The organism is [Clostridium] polysaccharolyticum, from assembly GCF_900111595.1.
Classification (GTDB): domain Bacteria; phylum Bacillota; class Clostridia; order Lachnospirales; family Lachnospiraceae; genus Clostridium_AI; species Clostridium_AI polysaccharolyticum.
The window spans coordinates 46,829-67,945 of the sequence record NZ_FOHN01000018.1 but is presented as its reverse complement, the minus strand read 5'-3'; the positions used below and the strand labels follow the sequence as shown (position 1 = coordinate 67,945).

The following is a 21,117-nucleotide window of genomic DNA, read 5'->3' as shown; positions in this document are numbered from 1 at the left end:
CCCTCACATATCGTCGATATGCAAAATTGAACTTTTTATCATTCGGACATCTTAGACTGCCTTCATTGTCAACTTTGAAATTGACTGAGCGGAATGGATCTTCGTGGTACTTCTTATCCGATGTTTCCTTTTTAAACATTGGGAACTTCATGTATTTCTCCATTCCATGCTGCTCGCAGTATATGTAATTATTATAGGAGCCGTATCCTGCATCAGCAGTCGGATATTTAGGATAGAACCCATATGTTCTGTTAAACTGTTCCATGAGCGGTATAAAGCAGTCCATATCAGAACGGTACTGATTCACATCAACCACAGCGATATATTCATCTGCAACACCAATCTGTACATTATAAGCAGGCAATAGCTGGTCATTCCCCATGTAATCAGTCTTGATTCTCATAAATGTTGCGGACTGATCTGTTTTTGAGTAACTATTACGTCCTGAACCACAGATTTCTATTTTTTGGATATATTCCTCCAGCCTGGATATGTATTCTCGTAACATTTCATAATGACGTTGCTGTACACTTTTGCGATGTCCTTTGCCATAGACAAAGCTGCTTTCATCAATCCTGCAGATTTCAGCATAACGAGCAAGAAGCTGTTTTAATTGGTCGGGTACGTACTCTGTACTGGTGGCTGCTTTAAATCCGCTCCATACTAATTCCTCATTGATCTCGTTTAGAAGAAGTGTAATTTTATCAAAAAGACGATAGCGAGACTTCTCAGTTGCTTTCTTCCATACCCAGCTGTATTTGTTTGCATTTGCCTCGAATTTAGAACCGTCAATATAAAGATGATTCAGGTCAACACCCTCTTCTTTATCTCAATTCCCTCCATGAATGTGTCAAATGTAAGAACAGGATCACAAATATCAAGATAATCAGAAATAAATATTGGCAAAATACCTTGCTTTGGTTTAAGGTAAATCTTGGTAATTTTCATTGCAAAAAATTTTACCACAAAAAGAGGATTTATAACTCATTTAAAGTTACAAATCCTCTTTTTTAATGAAAGGGACTTTTTTCACAGTCCCTTTTGATTATTCTATTTACAAAAAATGTTGACAAAATAAATATAAAATATTACAATTTTTTTATTGTTCTATATAGGTAACGGAAATAATATTGCAAAAATTATTTTAGTGTTTACAATAATGAAATTGGAGAAGTGTTTATGAAGAATATGAGAATTAGTTTTAAAGAGCATAAGATTAATATTGTTTCAGATGTGGAATGGTTTGATGATATTAGGAGTTATTTTACGATAAAAAAAAATGAAGAAGTGCTTGGCTTGGATTTTGCTAGTGAAGTTATTGGGAAAACAAAGGAACAAGGAAATGAAATCTATCATACTTTTTTTTGTGAAACGGGTGTAGATATTAAAAATGTATCTTACGTTTTGAGAGCGTTAAATCTTCTTTTTTTTCGTTATATAGGAAATAGTAAGTTTACTTATTGTGTATATCTTCCGAAAAATGAAAAAAAACTAGATCAATACTATATTGAAATACCTGAAATGAATAAAGAATTAGAATTAAGCCAAATATGTGATAAAAAACCTGCACTTGTTGAAATAGAAGGTGCAGCAGAAATTCATCCATCCATGGCGGTATTGTTTGTAGACGAAGATGTGGAAATTCATTTTGAAGAGAATGGAATTAATATACTTTTTGTTTTTTATAAGAAGAATAATAATATAGCTTGTAAGTTAATATATAGTGAAGTATATAATAAATATGTTATGAAACAACTGATAGATGATTTTCAATTAGCTGTTTCCTTTGTAACAGGTAAAAAAAATAATAAACTGAAAGAATTTTCAATTAAAAACGTATCTTATTGTGAAGGGGAAAATTATCCTCTTGACGAAGGAAATACTATTATTAAGTATATCGAGAATATGGCAGTAAAGTATCCAAATAAGGTTGTGTACGAGGATGAAGAAGAAGAATTTACATATGAAGCATTGATTCGTAAAATGAATCAGATAGGCAGATTTTTGGATAAGGAGTATCCTCAGGTCAAGTGTGTAGGAATAACAGGCAAGAGAAAAGCTGCATTGCTGGTTTTAATATTAGCTATTACCAAGAGCGGAAGAATATATGTTCCTTTAGACAAAGAAATCAAAAAGGAAAGTTTAAAGAAAATTGTAGAACGTGCAAAAATTGATTTTGTCGTGACAGATGAAGTTGATTGGAATAAAGATTGTATTGGTGAGCAGATAATGCTTCAAGAACTTATGAATATTACCGAACAATTAGAAACGGAATATGAGGGGAAAAATAATTCTATATTTGATGAGTTGTGTATTGTGTTTACCTCAGGAACTACTGGAGAACCTAAGTTGGCTAAACATGTACAAGCTGGAGTTTTAAGTGCTTTACATACGTTTTTACAGAGAACAAATTTTAATAAAGAAGATGTTTTAGCTCAAAGATCACCATTACAACATATTCCAGCTTCCAAAGAAATATTTATGGGACCAGTTCTTGGCTTGCGTACGGTCGTTGTGCCAGACGAGGTGTTGCTTGAGCCAGAAGTATTTCATAGTTTTATGATGAAAAAGAAAATTAGCTGGATTCAAATGGTGCCGACTCTTTTAAAAGTATGTTTTGTAGATTGTAAAAAAATAGATACAACAATTAAATACATTGTTACATTGGGAGAAGAATTTTCAAAAGATGATTTAGAGGCGATACAAGAAAAATATCCTGAAATGCAAATTATGAATGATTATGGAATGACAGAATTAAATAGTGCAATCATAGAAGTTTTTGAAAAAAGCAAAGAATATATGTATAAACTGCCAATTGGTAAACCAGTGGCGAATATGGAAGTGGCAATTTTAAACATTGCAGGGGAGCTTGTTCCAAAAGGAGTGATTGGTCAGCTAGCTGTAAGAAGCAGTCTGAATTTCAGGGAAGAAGACATAAAAAATTATACTTTAGCTTATGTTCAAGAGCAAGGGAAGAGTTATATTTTGACTGGAGATTATGCTAGCTGTTTAGAGGATGGTTCTTTTGAATATCATGGAAGGAGAGATGCGTTATGTAAAATAAAGGGGAAACGTGTTGATTTATTTTATGTTCAAAGTGTTTTAAGTTCCAATGAAAATGTAAAAGAATGTGTTGTCCTGACGGAAAAGGAACAGGAACAGAATAAGATAGCAGCATATGCGTCAGTAAGAGCAGGAGTTAGCATAATAAACATCCGAAAATACCTTGCAAGAGAATTAGAAAGTTATATGATTCCAGAAAAAATTATTTTGCTTGATGAATTGCCAAAAACAAAGACTGGAAAAATTAACAGAAGCCAATTGAAATCAATAAATAAAAGAAATGAAAAAAAAATTGGGGGAAAAATATACCAGATTTTTGAGAATATAATAGGCAGCGGACTTGAAAAAGAACGGGATACTACTTTTAGTGAGTTAGGGATAAGTTCTATGCAGATGGTGCAGATTTTAAATCAAATTGCTGAAGAACTTCATATCAGAATAAAAATAGCAGATATTTTTAGCTATCCTACAATAAATGCACTGGAATCATTTGTTGAAAAGGAACAACAAAAGAGAAAATTTACTAAACAAAATATAAATAATAGTTTTGATAAGGATGATATTGCTATCATTGGCCTAAGTGGCATATTTCCTGGCAACCGGAATGTGGAGGAGTTCTGGGAAGCACTTACTAAAGGTGAGGACATGGTAATAGAGCTGCCTGAAAACAGAAGAAAAGAAATTGGATTTGAGAAAGATGAAAAAGTAATTACTGGTGGGTATCTGAATCATACAGAATTTTTTAATCCGTTAGAATTTGGTATTTCGCCGAGAGAAGCTTCTTTTATGGAGCCTCAGCAAAAGGCTGTTTATGTGGCTGTTCGAGATTTGATTAAAGATGGTGGTTATACTAAGGAAGAATTATGGGGAAAGGATATTGCGGTTTATGCAGGAGTTGTAGAAAGCAGTTATCGAAGTGAAAATGCCGATTCTCGTCCAGAATATTCTAAAATGGGTACGGATATTGCAATGTTGCCATCTAAAATTTCCTATTTTTATAACTGGCATGGTGAATGCATAGCACTGAATACCGCATGTTCTTCTTCTATGGTAGCCGTTCATCAGGCATGCAGGAGTATTCTTCAGTCGGATTGTGAAATGGCAGTGGCTGGTGGTGTAAATATTATTTCAACACGTCGTTTCTTTCAGGATACAGAGGCACTAGGAATGTTTTCAAAAACATTTACCTGCCGTCCTTTTGATGAAGATGCAAATGGAATTGTTCCAGCAGAAGCTGTAGGTTTTGTTTTATTAAAGCCGCTAAAGAAAGCAGTTGAGGATGGGAATAAAATTTACGCGGTAGTAAAAGGAACTTTTGCAAACCAAGATGGCAAGTCAAATGGAATAACGGCTCCAAATGCGATCGCACAGGAAAAACTAGCTCTTAATAACATGAAGCATTCTGGCATAAAGCCAGAGGATGTTGTACATGTTGAAGCACATGGGACAGGGACGAAGCTTGGTGATCCAATTGAAGTAAATGCATTAAGTAATGTCTATGAAAAATTAGGAAGCGGTGATATATGTTCTCTTGGTTCTGCTAAGGCGAATATTGGACATGCAGTGGCAGCTTCAGGTATTGTTAGCGTGATAAAAAGCTGTTTAAGTTTATATCATCATACATTAGTGCCGCAGATAAAATTAGATAATCCAAATCCTTTATTAGAATTAGATCAGACTCCATTTTATTGTCTGAAAACATGTAAAGATATTAAAAATTATAAAAATCCTGTAATTTCAATTAATTCTTTTGGATATTCAGGAACCAATGTAAATGTTTTGCTTACAAATTGGTGTAAAGATGATATTGATGAAGAATCTGCAATACATGCTGATTACAAAAAAGAATATGTGGCTACGTCATTTTCCTGTGAGGAAAACTATGGAAATGAACATGTAATTGCAGGGAAAGAAGTTGTTCCAGCAACTGCTCTTTTGCAGATGGTAAGAAAAGAGTATGAAGAAAAGTATGGAATGGAATGTTGCAGTATGGAATGGATTTATTTTCTGCGACTGGTTTTGCAGTCTCAGATCAAGGAAATAAAAGTTGATTTTGCTGCAGATAAAGAGAATGTTAAATTTACTTTATTAGACGAATCAAGTCTTGTTTATATGAAGGGAAGCATAGTAAATACTAAATTAGATGAAAAAAATGTCACATTTCGAGAGATAGAAAATAGAGCTGATTCTCAGAGTAAGGAGCTATATGATTACTATCAGAAAAGAGGAATCTGTTATGGAGAGCATTATCAGCTTTGTAATGGATGGAGAACGTATCAGTCTAATGATAAAACTCATGCAGAGATTTCATTAAAACAAGGAAAAGATCAGTGTTATATTCTTGATGCGGCTATGCATTCGGCTGTATATGCTTTAGATGAAAAAGAAAGGCAAGAAAGTAAAGTTCCTTATTACTGCAAGAGTATTTCTTGGAAACATTCTGTAGATGAACAGATGGAGACTAGAGTAAAAGCAGAAAAGACAGCAGATGGAGTAAATATTTCCCTTTGTGATAGAAATGGCAAGGAATTGGTGGAATTAAACGGTCTTCTGGTATGTAGTTTAGATTCTGGAGTGACAATACAGGAAAAAGTATGGAAAGAGACACCGCTAAAATCGGAAAATTGGGAAAATCAGAGTATAGTGTTTGATTACACAATTATTTATTCGCCATTTTTACGTAATAGAGAAAAGCTATATAAACAAGTGTTTATGGAACAGCAGGAACACTGCTTTTTAAAAAACAAAAATGCACAGTCTGTTTTGTATGTTGCAAAGGATAAGTATAAAAATTATTTTGAAGCTTATCAAAGTGTTGTAGCACTTATTCAGGATGCATATAAAAATGAAGTGAAACAGTGCAGTTTTCTGGTGGTAATTCCTGAAAAACGTGATATGAATGATTTGCTGAATAAAGCACTTATTAGCCTCTTGGGAGTTATGAATCGTGAAAATCCATTATATACGTTTAAGCTGCTGGAATTGCCAGACAACATCCGTGAAAAATGGGAGGATATTATCTTAAAGGAAGCAAATGAAGGCATGAATAATCAGTACATAAGATACAATAGTAATTTGACTAGGTATATGGAGAAAACGCAGCCAGTTGAACTGAAAGAAAACAGCAAGCAGAGGCTTAGACAGGGGGCAACCTACCTTCTGACGGGTGGAGCAGGTGGCATTGGCAGAATTATGGCAAGTTATCTTGCATCTAAATACAAAGTAAACCTTATTGTGTCTGGACGCAGGCCAGAGAATAATGAAATCCGTGAATTTATAGAAGAATTAAGGCAGACTGGTGGATCAGCAGAATATATTCAAATGGATGTAACGGATTATAAGCAATGCATTGAGAAACTTGAAAACAGAATAGACAGCATAGATGGTATTATTCATTGTGCAGGAATTAAGAAGGATAGTTTCTTATTTAAGAAAAATATGCAAGATGCAAAAAGCGTAATTGTTACAAAGATAGCAGGAATGGTAAATTTATTTAAGTTATTTCAGAAGAAACAGGCGGAATTCATGTTATTATGTTCTTCTATTTCGGCTGAAATATATCAGCCAGGACAGGCAGATTATGCGTATGCAAATATGGCAGTTTCTCTATTTGCTCAGCATGTAAGAAGCAAGATGCATCTTACGGCTGTAGAGTGGTGTTTCTGGGAAAATGGGGGTATGCAGATGGAGCCGCTTGCTTATAAAAAAATGTTGAAATCTGGGCAGCATATACTAGATAATAAAGAGGGCTGTAGAATAATGGAAGATGCAATAAATTCTTCTAAAAAGCGAATTATTGTACGTTAGGAGGAACGGATTTTGAAATTTGCAAAAATAAAAGAGCTTTTAGTAAGTATAGTTAGTAATTATACAGATATCGAACATACATCCATAAAAACAAATGTGGACTTAGAAGAATATGGGTTTGATTCTTTTATGGTCATGGACATTTCAGATGAATTAAAAGAACAGCTTGGAATTACTATCCCAGCAACGGTTTTTTTTGAATGCAAAACCATTGATGAGCTAAGTGAATATATAGAAAATGAAAACTCTGAAGAGAATGAAAACAAGGAAGATGAGGAAAGTTTTGATTTTGATGACGGTTTTATGTTTGAGGATAATTTTGAAAATCGAATGGAAGAACAAGAAGTTAATGAAACAGACATTGCAATTGTAGGTGTAAGTGGAAGATTTCCTTGTGCAGATGATATTTATGAGTTATGGGAAAATTTAATTAACAAAAAAGACTGTGTTACAAAAGTTCCAATTGAGTTTATGGAAAACACAGAAGATGTTCTGTATTGCAATCAAGGTGGCTTTTTAAAAGAAATTGCTGATTTCGATAGTGTATTGTTTCACATTATGCCGAAAGAGGCAAGAAAAATGGATCCTCAGATTCGTCTGTTTTTGCAAGAAGCATGGCATGCAATAGAAGATGCAGGATATGATATTACGGATTTGAAAGGGCATTTTATTGGAACATTTGCTGGAGCCATGTGGGGGCAGTATCAGAATTATGGTGTGGAAGAGACTGCCAAGGGAAGACCACTTGTATTAGAGTCTTCCTTGTCTGCAATTGCTAACCGGGTTTCTTTTGCGTTTGATTGGAAAGGCCCAAGTATGACCGTAGATACTATGTGCTCGTCCTCCTTAACAGCATTGCATCTTGCCTGTAAAAGTATTCGTGATGGTGAATGTGAAGCAGCACTTGTTGGTGGCTTGAATCTGAATCTTCATAAATCAAAGTATATTGCAATTTGTGATGGAAAATTTGGTTCTGGAAAAGGAAAATGCCATAGTTTTGGAAAGGATGGAGATGGATATGTTCCAGGAGAGGGAATTGTAGCCATTTTTGTAAAACCATTGACAAAAGCGATTGCCGAGCACGACAATATCTATGGAGTGATTAAGGAAGATGTGTTAAATCACGGTGGAAAAACCAATGGATTTACAGTACCATCTCCAGTTGCACAACAGGATTTGCTAAGAAAAGCATTGTCTGAAACAGAAATCCTGCCAGAAAGTATTACTTATATAGAAGCACATGGAACAGGGACAAAGCTAGGAGATCCTATAGAAATGAAGGCTATACATAACGTATATGGGGAAAATAGGAAGGACAAATGTGCAGTGGGGTCTTTAAAATCAAATATTGGACATTTAGAAGGTGCATCTGGATTAGCAGGAATCGTAAAAATACTTTTACAGATGAAGTATCAGAAAATTGTTCCTTCTCTTCATTCAGAAATACAAAACCCATTAATTCCTTTTGATAAAATTCCATTTTATGTTCCGCAAAAGGTAGAGCCTTGGAAAAGTGAAAATGCGTTAAGAAGGGCTTCTGTTAGTTCGTTTGGTGCCGGGGGATCTAATGGGCATGTTGTAGTAGAAGAATTCCGTAACAAAAAGTCCGAAGGACAAAGTGGCGAGTTGCCGTTTCTTATATCTGCCAGAAGCAAAGAACAGCTGTTTGATTATATAGATGCTTACTGCAAACGTATAGATGATATTACAGAACTGAGGGATATGGGGATTATACAGGCAATAGGAAGAAAAGTATTTAAATGGAGATTGTTCTTTGTATATAACGGAAAAGCAGAATTGAAAGAAAAACTGTTGTCTATTCAAAACGGTTCTTTGGATGGCGTTTGCATAAAAGAGGTGAAGGAAGAGCTAGGAAAGTCAAATTGTGCTGAATTAGATGAAGCAGGTAAGCTTTGGTGTGAGGGTTATGAAATAGACTGGAGAGAAGTACTTCATATAACATCATTTAGTCGAGTACATCTTCCAGGCTATCCATTTGAGAAAAAATATGTTTGGTATGATGATTTTGAAAGTGTATTCCACTGGGAGAAGAAAAATCAATCTGAGGCTATATTTACGGTATGTTCAAAGGTGCTTTTGGAACAGCATAGTTATAAAGGCAGATGTATATTACCAGGTGTAACCTTTATAGAAATGGCAAGATATTATAGTGAAAAGGTACTAAATAGGGAATTTCATTATTTGGAATCTGTACATTGGATTGGGCAGCAGCCAACGGAAAAACCAGTGAGAATGGTAGTACAGGAGCAAGACACAAAAATCAGTTTTGAATTTTCTGACCATGAATCTGGCCATAACCTTTGTACTATGACAATAGGAGTACAGAAAGATTTAGGCATTAGAAGAAAGAATTCTATCGAAGAGAAAAGCATTTTATTAAAACAAGATATTTATCATAATTTCTCAGATAATCAGCTGATATATGGAGAAGAATTTCAAAATATTGAAAAAATCCTATTGGAAGGTGAGAAATCAGAAGCATTTCTTGAAGAAATGATGGGAAGAAAGATCGTGAATCATACGTTGAAGAGAATTATTATGTTAGATATGCTTTTGCAAGCTGCCATTGGTTTCCAAGAGGAAAGAAGTCTACCTGTTAAGTTAGCTGGTGTATCATTACAAAATGATATTCTGTTTGGAAGAAAAATAGAAGTTCGGAAATTGCAGGAGAAAGAACAAAGTTACTATATATGCCTTGTGGATGATAATGGAAGAGTTCTAGCTCAAATTGAACAGGCTGATTTTCGTTTAGACGCAAGTGGAAGAAGTAGCCTTTCTTACTTTACAGAAATATGGAAAGAGAAATCATTTGATTCAATGAATGCAGAGATGAAGTTAACAGAAAAGATATTGTGTATAGGACATAATCAGGAACACAGAATGATTTCTGAAAAACTGAATGGGCAATATATAAACGTAACAGAGGCAGAAGATTTCAACTTGGATGGTTATGGAAAGGTGCTTTATCTGTTAGATGAAAATAAGCCAGTTTTCAAAGAAGTATTTGAATCAGCTAAGAAATGGCTGAAAGTTCAGCATAAGACCGATATTGTGCTGATTGCATTAAAGTGTCCAGATGATAAGTTTTATAAGGAGTTTTGTGCATTAGAAGCTTTTATGAAAACCATTGAAATTGAGAATTCTTCTTTACAGATGAAATTAGTGCTTCTTGATGAAAGTAGTGTTGAGGAACAAAAGATAAAGGCAGAATTAGACAATATGGAAGATAAGCTCGTTATGTATGAAGAAGGGCAAAGGAAACTGCGTGTACAGCAAGCATTCTCAGTAGAAGAAAAAGGAAATAAAAAATTAGAAAAAGGAATATATGTTTTCGCAGGAGGAGGCAGTCTTGCGGAAAGTATTATGGATGTATTCCATAAAGAGAATGCAGATATTCAGATGATATGTCTAAAAAGAAATGTGGATCAGGAATTTGAGCAAAGAACAGGCAGTAAAGTAATGACTTGTGATATTACTAACCAGGCAGAAGTGCTAAAAGTTTTTTCATCCATTCGTGAAATGGGTGAAATTAAGGGTGTTGTAATGACGGCTGGAATTATTAAGGATGCTATGCTTCGAGATAAGATATTAGAAGATGCACAAAAAGTAGTCAATACTAAAGTTCAAGGTGTTGAAAATTTAAATATGGCAGTGAAGGATGATAAGATTCAATGCTTCTTTATTCTTTCTTCTATTGCTGGAATTATCGGAAATGTTGGACAAAGTGATTATGCATATGCTAATTCTTATTTGAGTTTTTTTGCAGAAGAGAGAAATAAAAAGGTAATGCAGGGAATAGGGTATGGAGAAACGAAAGCTCTATGCATTCCGCTTATCTCTAATAGTGGCATGTCGATGGAACAGAAGGTAAAAACAAGGGTAGAAAAGAAAACAGGATTGAAAGAGATAAGCAGAAAACTTTTTGAGCAAATTGTGAAAACTGTTTTAAAACAGCATGAAAATAATATGATTGTATGTTATGGTGAAGCGTCGCGCTACGAACAGTTATTTACACTGTTAAAGAGTCAGAAGGAAAAAGGAAAGGGTGTTATGAATCAGAGGAAAAACCACAACATTGAACAGGAAATAAAAGAATTGATAGCTAATATCATTGAAATACCCGTATCAGAAATTGATAATGCTGAAAATCTATTTACATATGGTGTAGATTCTGTTACAGCTTTAGATATTGCAGAAGCGATTGAAGAAAAATATGAACTTGATATTTCTGCGACATTTTTATTTGAGGAGAAATCAGTAAACGAAATCAGTAACTATGTTAGAGAACATATACAGTCTGAGGGAGAGGAAGAAATTGGGAGCCGAGTGAATGAAGCAGTTGTAACGGAAGAACGAAGAATAGAGAAGATTGAAGATGTGCCAACTAATGTTTTATCGGGCAACAAAGATGATATTGCCATTATTGGAGTGTCAGGCAATTATCCGCTTGCAGAAGATGTATACAAGTTAGGAGAGCTTTTAAAAAATGGCATAGATGCCGTTACAAAGATACCAGAAGAACGTTGGAATAACGAGAAATATTATGCAGAAATAAAAGGAGAAGATGGAAAATATTATAGTCAGTATGGAAGTTTTCTGCATAATTATAAACAGTTTGATGCACCATTTTTTAATATATCGTCAGAAGAAGCTTCCAGAATGGATCCACAGGAAAGACTGATGCTGCAAGAATCTTGGAAGTGTATTGAAGATGCGGGATACAAAGTAAGCAGTTTATCGAAAAGCAAAGTTGGTGTATTTATCGGTGCCATGTGGACGATGTATCAGCTTTATGGCTATGAAAATTATAAGCAAGGAGTATATAAATATTCAGATTCTTCACTAGCTTCCATTGCCAATCGAGTTTCCTATCAGTTTAATCTGCAAGGACCAAGTATGACATTGGATACCATGTGCTCTTCTACATTATCAGCATTATATTTAGCCTGTCAGAATCTGATGCTAGGAGAATGCGAATACTGTTTAGTGGGAAGTGTAAACCTTGCATTGCACCCATATAAGTATCTTCAGCTATGCGATAAACAATTCTTATCGGCAGATGGAAAATGCAGAAGCTTTGGTAACGGTGGTGAAGGATATGTTCCAGGAGAAGGTGTAGGAGCGATTCTTTTGAAACCATTGAAAAAGGCTAAGGCTGATGGAGACCATATATATGGTGTTGTAAAGGGGGTTGCACTCAATCATGGAGGTTTTAGTGGAGGTTTCACAGTTCCTAACCCAGAGGCACAGATAAAAGTTATTAAAGAAGCTCTGGAGAAGTCAAAGTTATCGGCAGAACAAGTCAGCTACATAGAAACACATGGAACAGGAACTGCCATTGGCGATCCAATTGAAATAAAAGCACTTGAAAAAGTATATGGAAATAGAGAAAAGGCTTGTTCAATTGGTTCAGTAAAATCCAATTTAGGACATTTAGAGGCAGCAGCTGGCATTTTAAGTATTACAAAAGTACTCCTACAGTTCCAAAATAAGAGTTTGTATCCTTCGCTTCATTCGAAGGAGAAAAATCCACTTATTAATTGGAATAAAATAAAGTTTACAGTACAGCAGGATTGTGAACCATGGAATACAGATGGCAACATTCCAAGGACGGCAGGAATTAGTTCTTTTGGAGCTGGTGGTTCAAATGCACATTTGATATTAGAAGAATATCCACAGACCATAAAACCGCAGCAGATGAATCAGGAAAATCTGATTTTGATATCTGCAAAAACAGAGGAGTCATTGAAAGCCTGGTGTCAGAAATTCCAGACATTCCTAGAAGAAGAAAGAAATCCGATGCTTTCACTAGAGCAAATAGCATATACTTTGCAGACTGGGCGTGAAAGTTGCAGATATAAAATAGCTTTCCTAGTGTCTGATAAGGAAGAACTGAAAGAAAAAATTGAAAAATACTTAAAAAAAGATGAAGTTTCTTATCGCTCCAATGGGCAGCAGGACAATAATATCTGTCAGCTAATGAATGAGGAAGATGCTAGTGAATTTATTAGAAAATTAACAGAAAAGAAGAAATATGAACAGCTCATTATGCTTTGGTTCAATGGGGTCGATATTAATTGGAAACACTTATATAGTGATAGAATCATACAGAAAGCAAGCCTTCCAGCTTATGAATTTGAGAAGAAAGAGTATTGGATTGTGAATGAGGAAACCAGCAAAGAGAAAGCAAGTAAAGAAGTTCAAGAAAATAAGATACAGATAAATGAAAAAACAGAAGAAAAATCTGATTCAGAATTTAGTAAAACAGTGCTAAAAACTATTAATGAATTGCTTGGCACAGAAGAAACTTCAAATGAACTGCTAGAATATACTCTTCTTGAAAATGGATTTAGTTCCATATATGCATTAAAATTGCTAAATCAGATAAATAAGGATTTCCATGTGGAAATAAAATTATTTGAGGTTAAATATGATCCATCAAAGAAAATGAGAGCATTTATAGATGGAATTAATGAGGTATTAGTTCAAAAGACAGGGGATACAAAGAGTCTGGAAAATGTGAAGAAAAACTTAAACTTTACGGGAACTCTATTTCCTGAAAAAGAAAAGAATGAAATGAGGCAAGAAACAGTATTGCTGACAGGTGCAACTGGCAATCTTGGTACTGGAATTTTATATTACTATCTGAAAGAAACAGATAAAAACGTGATTTGCCTTGTAAGAGGAAAAGACCCTGAAGATGGAAAAAACAGAATTCGTGAAGCTATGTCCTGTTACGGTGAGTGTGACGAAGAAGAATGGTCTCGAGTAAAAGTATGTATTGGTGATATTGTGAAAAAAGGTGCTGGATTAGCAAAGGAAGATATGGATTATATTGTAGAGCATACGGATTTAGTATTACATAGTGCAGCATCCACCAATTTAAGCGGAGATTATGAGGAAGTAAAAGAAGTCAATAATACAGGAACTGAGAATATGATTGAACTGTCTTTACAGACAAAAAATAAGTACATGGTATTTTTATCAACCCATATGGTAATTGGAAATCAGTGGTATGAAGAGGAGGATCTTTTCTTTGATGAGCAGATGCTTAATAATGGGCAAAGTTATAAAAATTTCGGTTACCAGAAATCAAAGACTGAATCAGAGATTATGGTTCGTAATGCCTGTGAAAAAGGCTTAAAGTGGATTGTTATGCGAATGGGAAATATCATGGGCAGAAGTACAGATGGAGCATTTCCGCTAAATAGAGGAACTTGCTTATATTATGATATATTGAAGACAGCTGTAAAAATGAAAGCTGCTCTAGATACGGATCTTTTATTTGATGTAACTCCTGTAGATTATGCATGTAGAAGTATTCTTGCTCTTGCAGAATATGGTGATATCTATGATACCTATCATATAAAAAATAAAGATGCTGTTACAATGAATCGGTTATACAAGATGATTGAACATACTGGAAGAACGGTTGAAATTTTAGACGAGGAAAGCTATCAGAAAAAGATTAATAGTGTGACAGACTTTACGTCTATATTTATGGAACTTTCAAAATATAATCCGATATACGGAAAAACTATTAGAACAAGCAGTTTGATTGATAATGATTATACATTGTGCAGATTAGAGGAATATGGAATAGAAAGTCCAGAATTAAATGAAGAGTTAATTAAGACTTATTTAGATTATTGTGATAGCCAGAATTATTTAAAATAAATAAAATGTACTGACTGGAGGTGAATTTTAAAGTACTATTGGCAAAAAAACAACATTAAAATAATTTGAAAAAACATACTAGGAGGAAAAAATGAAAAAATTAAAATTAATATCACCATGTGCTCATAGATTTACAGATAAGGGAAGTGCTAAGTTTCATTTTCCACCATTGAGTCTTGCTGTCTTAGCGGCTAATACGCCAGAAGAATTTGATATTGAGATACTAGATGAAAACTATCAGGATTTAGATTTTAATGACTATTTAGATGCAGATATCATAGGTATCACTTCTATGACTGCTACTGTAAAGAGAGGATATGAAATTGCCGATTTATTTGTAAAACATAATATTCCGGTAATTATGGGTGGACATCATGTATCTGCTTTGCCAGAGGAAGCACTTCAGCATTGTACAACAGTTATTGTTGGTGAAGGAGATTATCTTTGGAGACAAGTTATGGAAGAATTTCTTGCTGGTAAGAATTTAAGAGGTATTTACCAGAGTGATGAAGTAGTTCAATTGGAAAACCTGTCTATACCAAGAGAAGATTTGTATCCAAAGGAAGCAAAATATCTGATTCGTGCCAATACTTATATGACAAGAGGATGTCCTAATAATTGCGTATTCTGTTCTGTTACTTCATTCTCACCAAAATTCAGAAAGCGTCCAGTAGATGAAGTGATTGAGGAAATGAAATATTTAAAAGAACATTTTGTGGATGAAACAAACCGTATTGTATTTAATGACGATAACCCAACGCTTGACCATAATTATGCTAAGGAATTATTTACAAAAATGATACCTTTGGGTTTGAAATGGCAATGCTTTGCAGGTATTGATATTGCTTTTGATGATGAGTTACTGGATTTAATGAAAAAAGCAGGATGTACAGGAGCATTAATTGGATTTGATGCTATGAATATGAAAGATATTGAAAGTATGCATAAATATAGGAACAGAGATGTAAATTATGCACAAATTGTTAAAAAAATTCAAGGGGAATATGGTATTCCAGTAATTGCTGGTGTTGTAGCTGGATTTGATAATGATACAGTAGATACTTTCCAGCATATTATTAATTTCTTAGATGAAACTTTGTGTGCAAACTTAACTTTCAATGTATTGTATCCTTATCCAGGAACACAGTTATATGAACAGTTTAAGAAAGAAAACAGAATTACTTCTTTTGATTGGGATAACTACGTGCTAGATGGTATCAATTTCATACCAAAGAATATGACTCAGGAACAGCTTCATGAGGGATATTTAAAAGTTCTGGAATGGTATTCATCGGACGAACACTTAGAAAGAAAACTGGAGTACGCTAGAAAAACACAGATGGGTGAGATCGGTGCCCTTATGATTAAAGACTGGCACGAAGGTGTTAAGAGAGCATATGAAGAATGTTTACGTGGAGATAATAAAATTAGAAGTTAGGAGAAATGAACATGCGGGAAAAAATTAAAGCATTTATAGAAGAAAATGTCATTTTAGAAGATGTTGAGATTAAAGACTCTGATAATATTTTTGAACTTGGGATTGTAAGTTCATTATTTTCCATGAAACTGATAACATTTCTTGAAAATGAATTTCAGGCAACAATTGAGTATGAAGATATGAAGTTGGAGAATTTTAATTCCATTGATAATATTATTTCATATCTCCAGTCAAAGGAGTCTTGATATGTCAAATGTTGCAATAATGTTTCCAGGGGTTGGAAGCCAGTACAATAATATGGGTAAAGAAATTATAGAGAATCCAATTGCCAAAAATGTTTTTCTTGAAGCTGAGGAAGCTATCGGCTATCCACTTATTGAACTCATAAAAGATGGACAGATTAGCCAGATCAAAGATTCGCAAATACTTCAGCCCCTGTTAATTACATATGGAATTGCATCTTTTAGATTATTACAGGAATATGTTGAGCCCAACATATTCCTGGGACATAGTCTGGGAGAAATAACTGCACTGGTTGCAGCAGGGTATCTGGATTTTAGTCAGGCGGTTATGTATGCAGTTCGTCGAGGACGCTACTATGATAAAGCAAAAGACAAAGGTGAAGTGGCAATTGTACTAGATATAGAAAATGAGGAATTATTAGAATTAGTAAAACAGGCAGGTGCAAATACGGAATTGTATGTTACTGGATATAATACACAAAGACAGTTTCTAGTAGCAGGAACTAAAAAGGGGATTGTACTGTTAGGAAGGCTGTTGTCTAAAACAAAAGCTATGTTTGTTCCTTATAGAGTATTGCCTATGAAAGAAAATATACCAGTTCACTGTAATTTGATGAAAGCGAAAGACGAAGATGTTGTGAAATATGAAGGTGAAATTATGCTTACAGACAAAACAGTAATTTCAAGCGTTAATGCGAAGCCTTATACAAGTACTGAAGAGGTAAGAAATCATTTAGTAATACAGTTATTTCATCCGGTTTTATGGTATCAGGCTATGCAGACAATGGAGGAATTTGAACCTGAATTTATTATAGAGGCAGGTCCTCAGAGGACGTTAAAAGATTTCTATCTTGAAATGAATGTACTGGGAAAAGAACGTGTATTTGCAATGGATATTAATGACGATTTTGAAAACCTGAAGAGTTATCTTAGGTAGTTAGGAGGTTATATGACAGAAATAGGAGTTATTGGTGCAGGTGTAATGGGCTGCGGTATTACCTCTGCGTTTATGAATAATGGATATCATGTGTATTTGATTGAAAAGGATAAGGAAAAATATAAAGATATCGAAGCTAGAATTAAGCAGAATAATGTTTTATTCCGCTTTAATAAAAAAGACATAAAGCCAGGAAAATATGAATTTGTAGAATCTATTGAGGAATTAGCATCTTGCAGCTTTATTATTGAAGCAGTGTCAGAGAAAATGGATGAAAAAGAAAGTGTATACAAAGCTCTTTCTGCAATAAAGAATCAAGAACAGATTATTATATCCAATACATCTTGTGTTCCTATTACAAAGTTAGGGGAAATCTACGGGGCCGCTGAAAAAGTAGTCGGAATTCATTTTATGAATCCAGTGGTCTTAATTGATGCTGTAGAAGTTATTCGAGGGAAAGGGACTTCAGAAGATACATTGGAAAAAGTAAAAGCTTTAATTTCAGATATAAAGAAAGAGTATTTCATTGTAAATGACTGTGCGGGATTTGTATCGAATCGAATTTCACATTTGTATATGAACGAAGCTGCCCATCTTTTTGAAGAAGGAATTGCAGATGCTAGAAGTATTGATGGTGTTTTCAAGAAGTGTTATGGACATAAGAGTGGACCATTAGAAACAGCAGATATTATTGGAATAGATGTTGTTGCGGATTCTCTTGATATTTTATATGAAAATTATAAACAAGATAAATTTAAATGTGCACAGATTCTTAGAAAAATGGTTTTGGAAGGAAAATTAGGAAGAAAATCTGGACAAGGATTTTATAAATATTAAATAGCTATTTTAGAAAACAGGAGAGGAGAAGTTATGGAAAGCTGGAAAGAGAAAGCAAAACTATTCGTAGACGATAACATTATTCCAATAGCACAAAAAATTGATCAAGATGCAAAGATTCCAGAAAAATTAATTGAGAAGCTGGCAAAAGAGGGTTTTCTAGGAATTAATATTAAAGAAGAAAATGGTGGACAAGGATGTACGTATGCTGATATAGCAAGGATAAATGAAGAATTTGGACGTGGATGTTCTTCTGTAAGGACAATTCTTACCGTACATGGGATGGTTGCAGCAGCTTTGGAACGGTGGGGTTCTAAGCAATGTAAAGAAAAGTATCTTCGTGATTTGGCAGAAGGCAAGAAAATTGCAGCGTTTTGTCTAACAGAGCCTGATGCGGGAAGTGATACAGGATCCATTACTAGTATTGCAGAAAAAACAGAAGGCGGATATATTATAAATGCTCATAAAAAATGGATTAGCATGGGTCAACGTGCAGATGTATATTTAGTATTCTGTAAAGTAGGGAAAGCACCTGTAGCATTTCTTGTTGATAGAAAAATTACTAGTGGAATAGATATAAAACCAATTGACAACCTTAACTGCATGCGAGGTGGAGCAATTGCGGAATTGACATTTACGGATTGTTTTGTACCAGAAGAAAATCTGCTTGGTGGCATTGGGTTAGGATTAACACATGTATCCTTAGATAGCCTTCTCTATGGAAGATTTACCATAGCAAGTGGCTGTGTTGGTGCTGCACAGCAATGTCTTGATTTATCATTAAAATACTCAAAAAAACGGAAACAGTTCGGGCAACGTTTATTTCAACATGAATTAGTAAAAAAACTGATTACGGAAATGGTTGTTGATATTCATGCGGCCAGAGCTTTGTGTTATGAAGTTGGAGAAAAAATGGATCAAAAATCTCAAGATGCTGCCATCAATGCATTTATTGCCAAATATTATTGCTCTAAGATGATTATGCGTGTCATTCATAATGCAACACAGGTTTATGGAGCCAATGGACTGGTTTCTGAGAATACAATGGAACGTTTTGCAAGAGACATGCGAGCTGTAGAAATTATTGAAGGAACAAGTGAAATTCATGAAATTATTCTTGCTAATAATGAAATTATGCGTAGGGTGTAAATATGGAAAGTAGAAGTATAAAATGTGTAGTCTGGGATTTGGATAATACTATATGGGATGGAATACTCTTAGAAGACCATAATGTAACATTGAAGGAAAAGATGGTAGAAACGATTAAGGAACTTGATCGAAGAGGAATACTGAATGCAATTGCGAGCCGGAATTTTTATGAAGAAGCATGGGAAAAATTACAGCAGTTTAAAATTGCCCATTATTTTGTTTGTGCAGAAATTAGCATGGAAGGTGCTAAATCACAATCAGTTGCTAATATATCGAAACAGTTAAATCTGGCATTGGATGCATTTGCTTTTATTGACGATCAGGATTTTGAGATAGAAGAAGTAAAAACAGGCTGTCCAGAGGTATTGTGCCTTAAAGCAGATAATCAGCTTTCAATTCTAGACAAAAAAGAATTTATTCCAAGATTTGTTACAGAAGATTCAGCAATGCGTAGAGTTTATTACCAGAATGATGTAAAACGTCAGGAATATGAAAAAGGATTTAAGCGAAATGTTGAGTTTTTACAGAGTCTAAATATGAAAATGATTATTAAAGAAGCAGAGGAAGAGGATTTAAAAAGGGTGGAAGAGTTAACAATTCGAACACATCAGCTGAATTCTACAGGAATTACATATGACTATAATGAATTGATTTCTTTCATTCAGGATGAGAATTATTTACTTCTGGTTTCAGAAATGGAAGATAAGTTTGGAGCGTATGGAAAGATTGGTGTTACACTTATTGAAAAAGGTGAACAGTCATGGCATATAAAGCTTCATCTCATGTCTTGCCGTGTTATGTCAAGAGGTGTTGGAAATGCTGTGTTATGTAATATCATTGAGTATACCAAGAAAAATAACCTAAAACTTTATGCTGATTTCAAAAAAACCAGCAGAAATAAAAACATGTATTTTGCGTATAAACTTCTTGGATTTACAGAAGCACAAGAAAAAGATGATTATGTAAAATTCTATTTTGAATCAAAAGAGACACCACAGATACCTGCTTTTGTAGAAATTGAGTCTGATTTGTAAGTATAGATTTTTGGTAACTAGGAGGGATAAAGTGAAAATATTGTTACTTGGCGGGGCGGGTTTTGTAGGAACTTGTCTTACTCAAAAACTAATTGAAACAGGAGATGATGTCTCAGTAATAGATCTGCAGGCAGATAAGAAGATAGAGGGGACAAAGTATTATGTGTTTGATTGTATGGAACAAGACAGGTTTGTTGAGGTTATAGAAAACACAAAATACGATGTTGTAGTAGACTTTTGCTGTATGGATGTTGCACATATGGAGATGATTCTGCCAATATTGAATGAGACATCCCTTCATTACATTCTGTGTAGTACAGTTTCTGTTTATGACTTCGAAAAGGAATTGATTTATCCGATCAATGAGGATGCAGTAAAAAAGGATAGAGACAGTTTGGAATATGGTGCAGAAAAAGCACAATGTGAAGATATACTGATTGAAGGAGCCAAATCATTCAATTACACCATTATCAGACCGTGTTATATTTACGGGCTTGACTGTCAGAATAATCGTTTTGAATTTATTATTGATAAAATTGTTAAGGAAGAGCCAGTTGTTTTATCACATGAGCCAGAAAGTGTATTTCCATTGCTTCATGTAGAGGATTTGGCAAATGCAATTATCAAGATGAGAAAAAACGAGAATGTCTTTGAACAAGTTGTAAATATTTGTCCAGATGAATTAATTAGTTTGAAAAAATTTGTAAAACTTATTGCATCATATGAAAATAAGAATTATGAACTCATTTTTGATAAAGAGAAGAAGACATTTATTAATAAACTATATGATTTTAGTATTTGTTTTTCTAATGAGAAGTTGAAATGTCTCATTGGCTGGAAACCAGAAATAAAACTATATGATGGTTTTAAACAAGTCTACGAAAGCAGAAAAGATATCATAGGAGAGTGAGA

General features: G+C 34.2%; 9 protein-coding genes and 1 pseudogene. 9 read left to right on the top strand and 1 reads right to left on the bottom strand.

What is annotated here, in order from left to right; translation table 11 throughout:
* Positions 1–442, bottom strand: a pseudogene (locus BMY85_RS15920) (transposase); the annotation flags it as partial.
* A 737-nt stretch (positions 443–1,179) separates the two neighbouring features.
* On the opposite strand from BMY85_RS15920, the gene BMY85_RS11280 reads away from it, so the two are divergent.
* The 9 genes from BMY85_RS11280 to BMY85_RS11240 all read left to right on the top strand — a co-directional run bounded on the left by BMY85_RS11280 (position 1,180) and on the right by BMY85_RS11240 (position 21,115).
* Positions 1,180–6,870, top strand: coding sequence for an SDR family NAD(P)-dependent oxidoreductase (locus BMY85_RS11280; protein WP_092478383.1), 5,691 nt, complete (start codon positions 1,180–1,182; stop codon positions 6,868–6,870).
* Positions 6,871–6,882: 12 nt separating this feature from the next.
* Complete coding sequence (locus tag BMY85_RS11275; RefSeq protein ID WP_092478382.1) at positions 6,883–14,568, top strand: beta-ketoacyl synthase N-terminal-like domain-containing protein; 7,686 nt, start codon at positions 6,883–6,885, stop codon at positions 14,566–14,568.
* A 91-nt stretch (positions 14,569–14,659) separates the two neighbouring features.
* Positions 14,660–16,006: a B12-binding domain-containing radical SAM protein gene (locus BMY85_RS11270; protein ID WP_092478381.1), complete on the top strand. Its 1,347-nt coding sequence runs from the start codon at positions 14,660–14,662 to the stop codon at positions 16,004–16,006.
* An 11-nt stretch (positions 16,007–16,017) separates the two neighbouring features.
* Positions 16,018–16,251: an acyl carrier protein gene (locus BMY85_RS11265; protein ID WP_242939731.1), complete on the top strand. Its 234-nt coding sequence runs from the start codon at positions 16,018–16,020 to the stop codon at positions 16,249–16,251.
* Between the two features lies 1 nt (position 16,252).
* Positions 16,253–17,185: an ACP S-malonyltransferase gene (locus BMY85_RS11260; RefSeq protein WP_092478379.1), complete on the top strand. Its 933-nt coding sequence runs from the start codon at positions 16,253–16,255 to the stop codon at positions 17,183–17,185.
* 12 nt (positions 17,186–17,197) lie between these two features.
* A complete protein-coding gene (locus BMY85_RS11255) occupies positions 17,198–18,022 on the top strand; it encodes a 3-hydroxyacyl-CoA dehydrogenase family protein (RefSeq protein ID WP_092478378.1) in 825 nt (274 codons plus the stop codon).
* 33 nt (positions 18,023–18,055) lie between these two features.
* Positions 18,056–19,171, top strand: coding sequence for an acyl-CoA dehydrogenase family protein (locus BMY85_RS11250; protein ID WP_092478377.1), 1,116 nt, complete (start codon positions 18,056–18,058; stop codon positions 19,169–19,171).
* Positions 19,172–19,173: 2 nt separating this feature from the next.
* The gene (locus BMY85_RS11245; protein WP_092478376.1) at positions 19,174–20,205 is read left to right on the top strand and encodes an HAD-IIIC family phosphatase; all 1,032 of its coding nucleotides are present in this window, start codon (positions 19,174–19,176) and stop codon (positions 20,203–20,205) included.
* 31 nt (positions 20,206–20,236) lie between these two features.
* Positions 20,237–21,115, top strand: a complete 879-nt coding sequence (locus tag BMY85_RS11240; protein ID WP_177180762.1) for an NAD-dependent epimerase/dehydratase family protein — start codon at positions 20,237–20,239, stop codon at positions 21,113–21,115.
* Positions 21,116–21,117 lie beyond the last annotated feature (2 nt).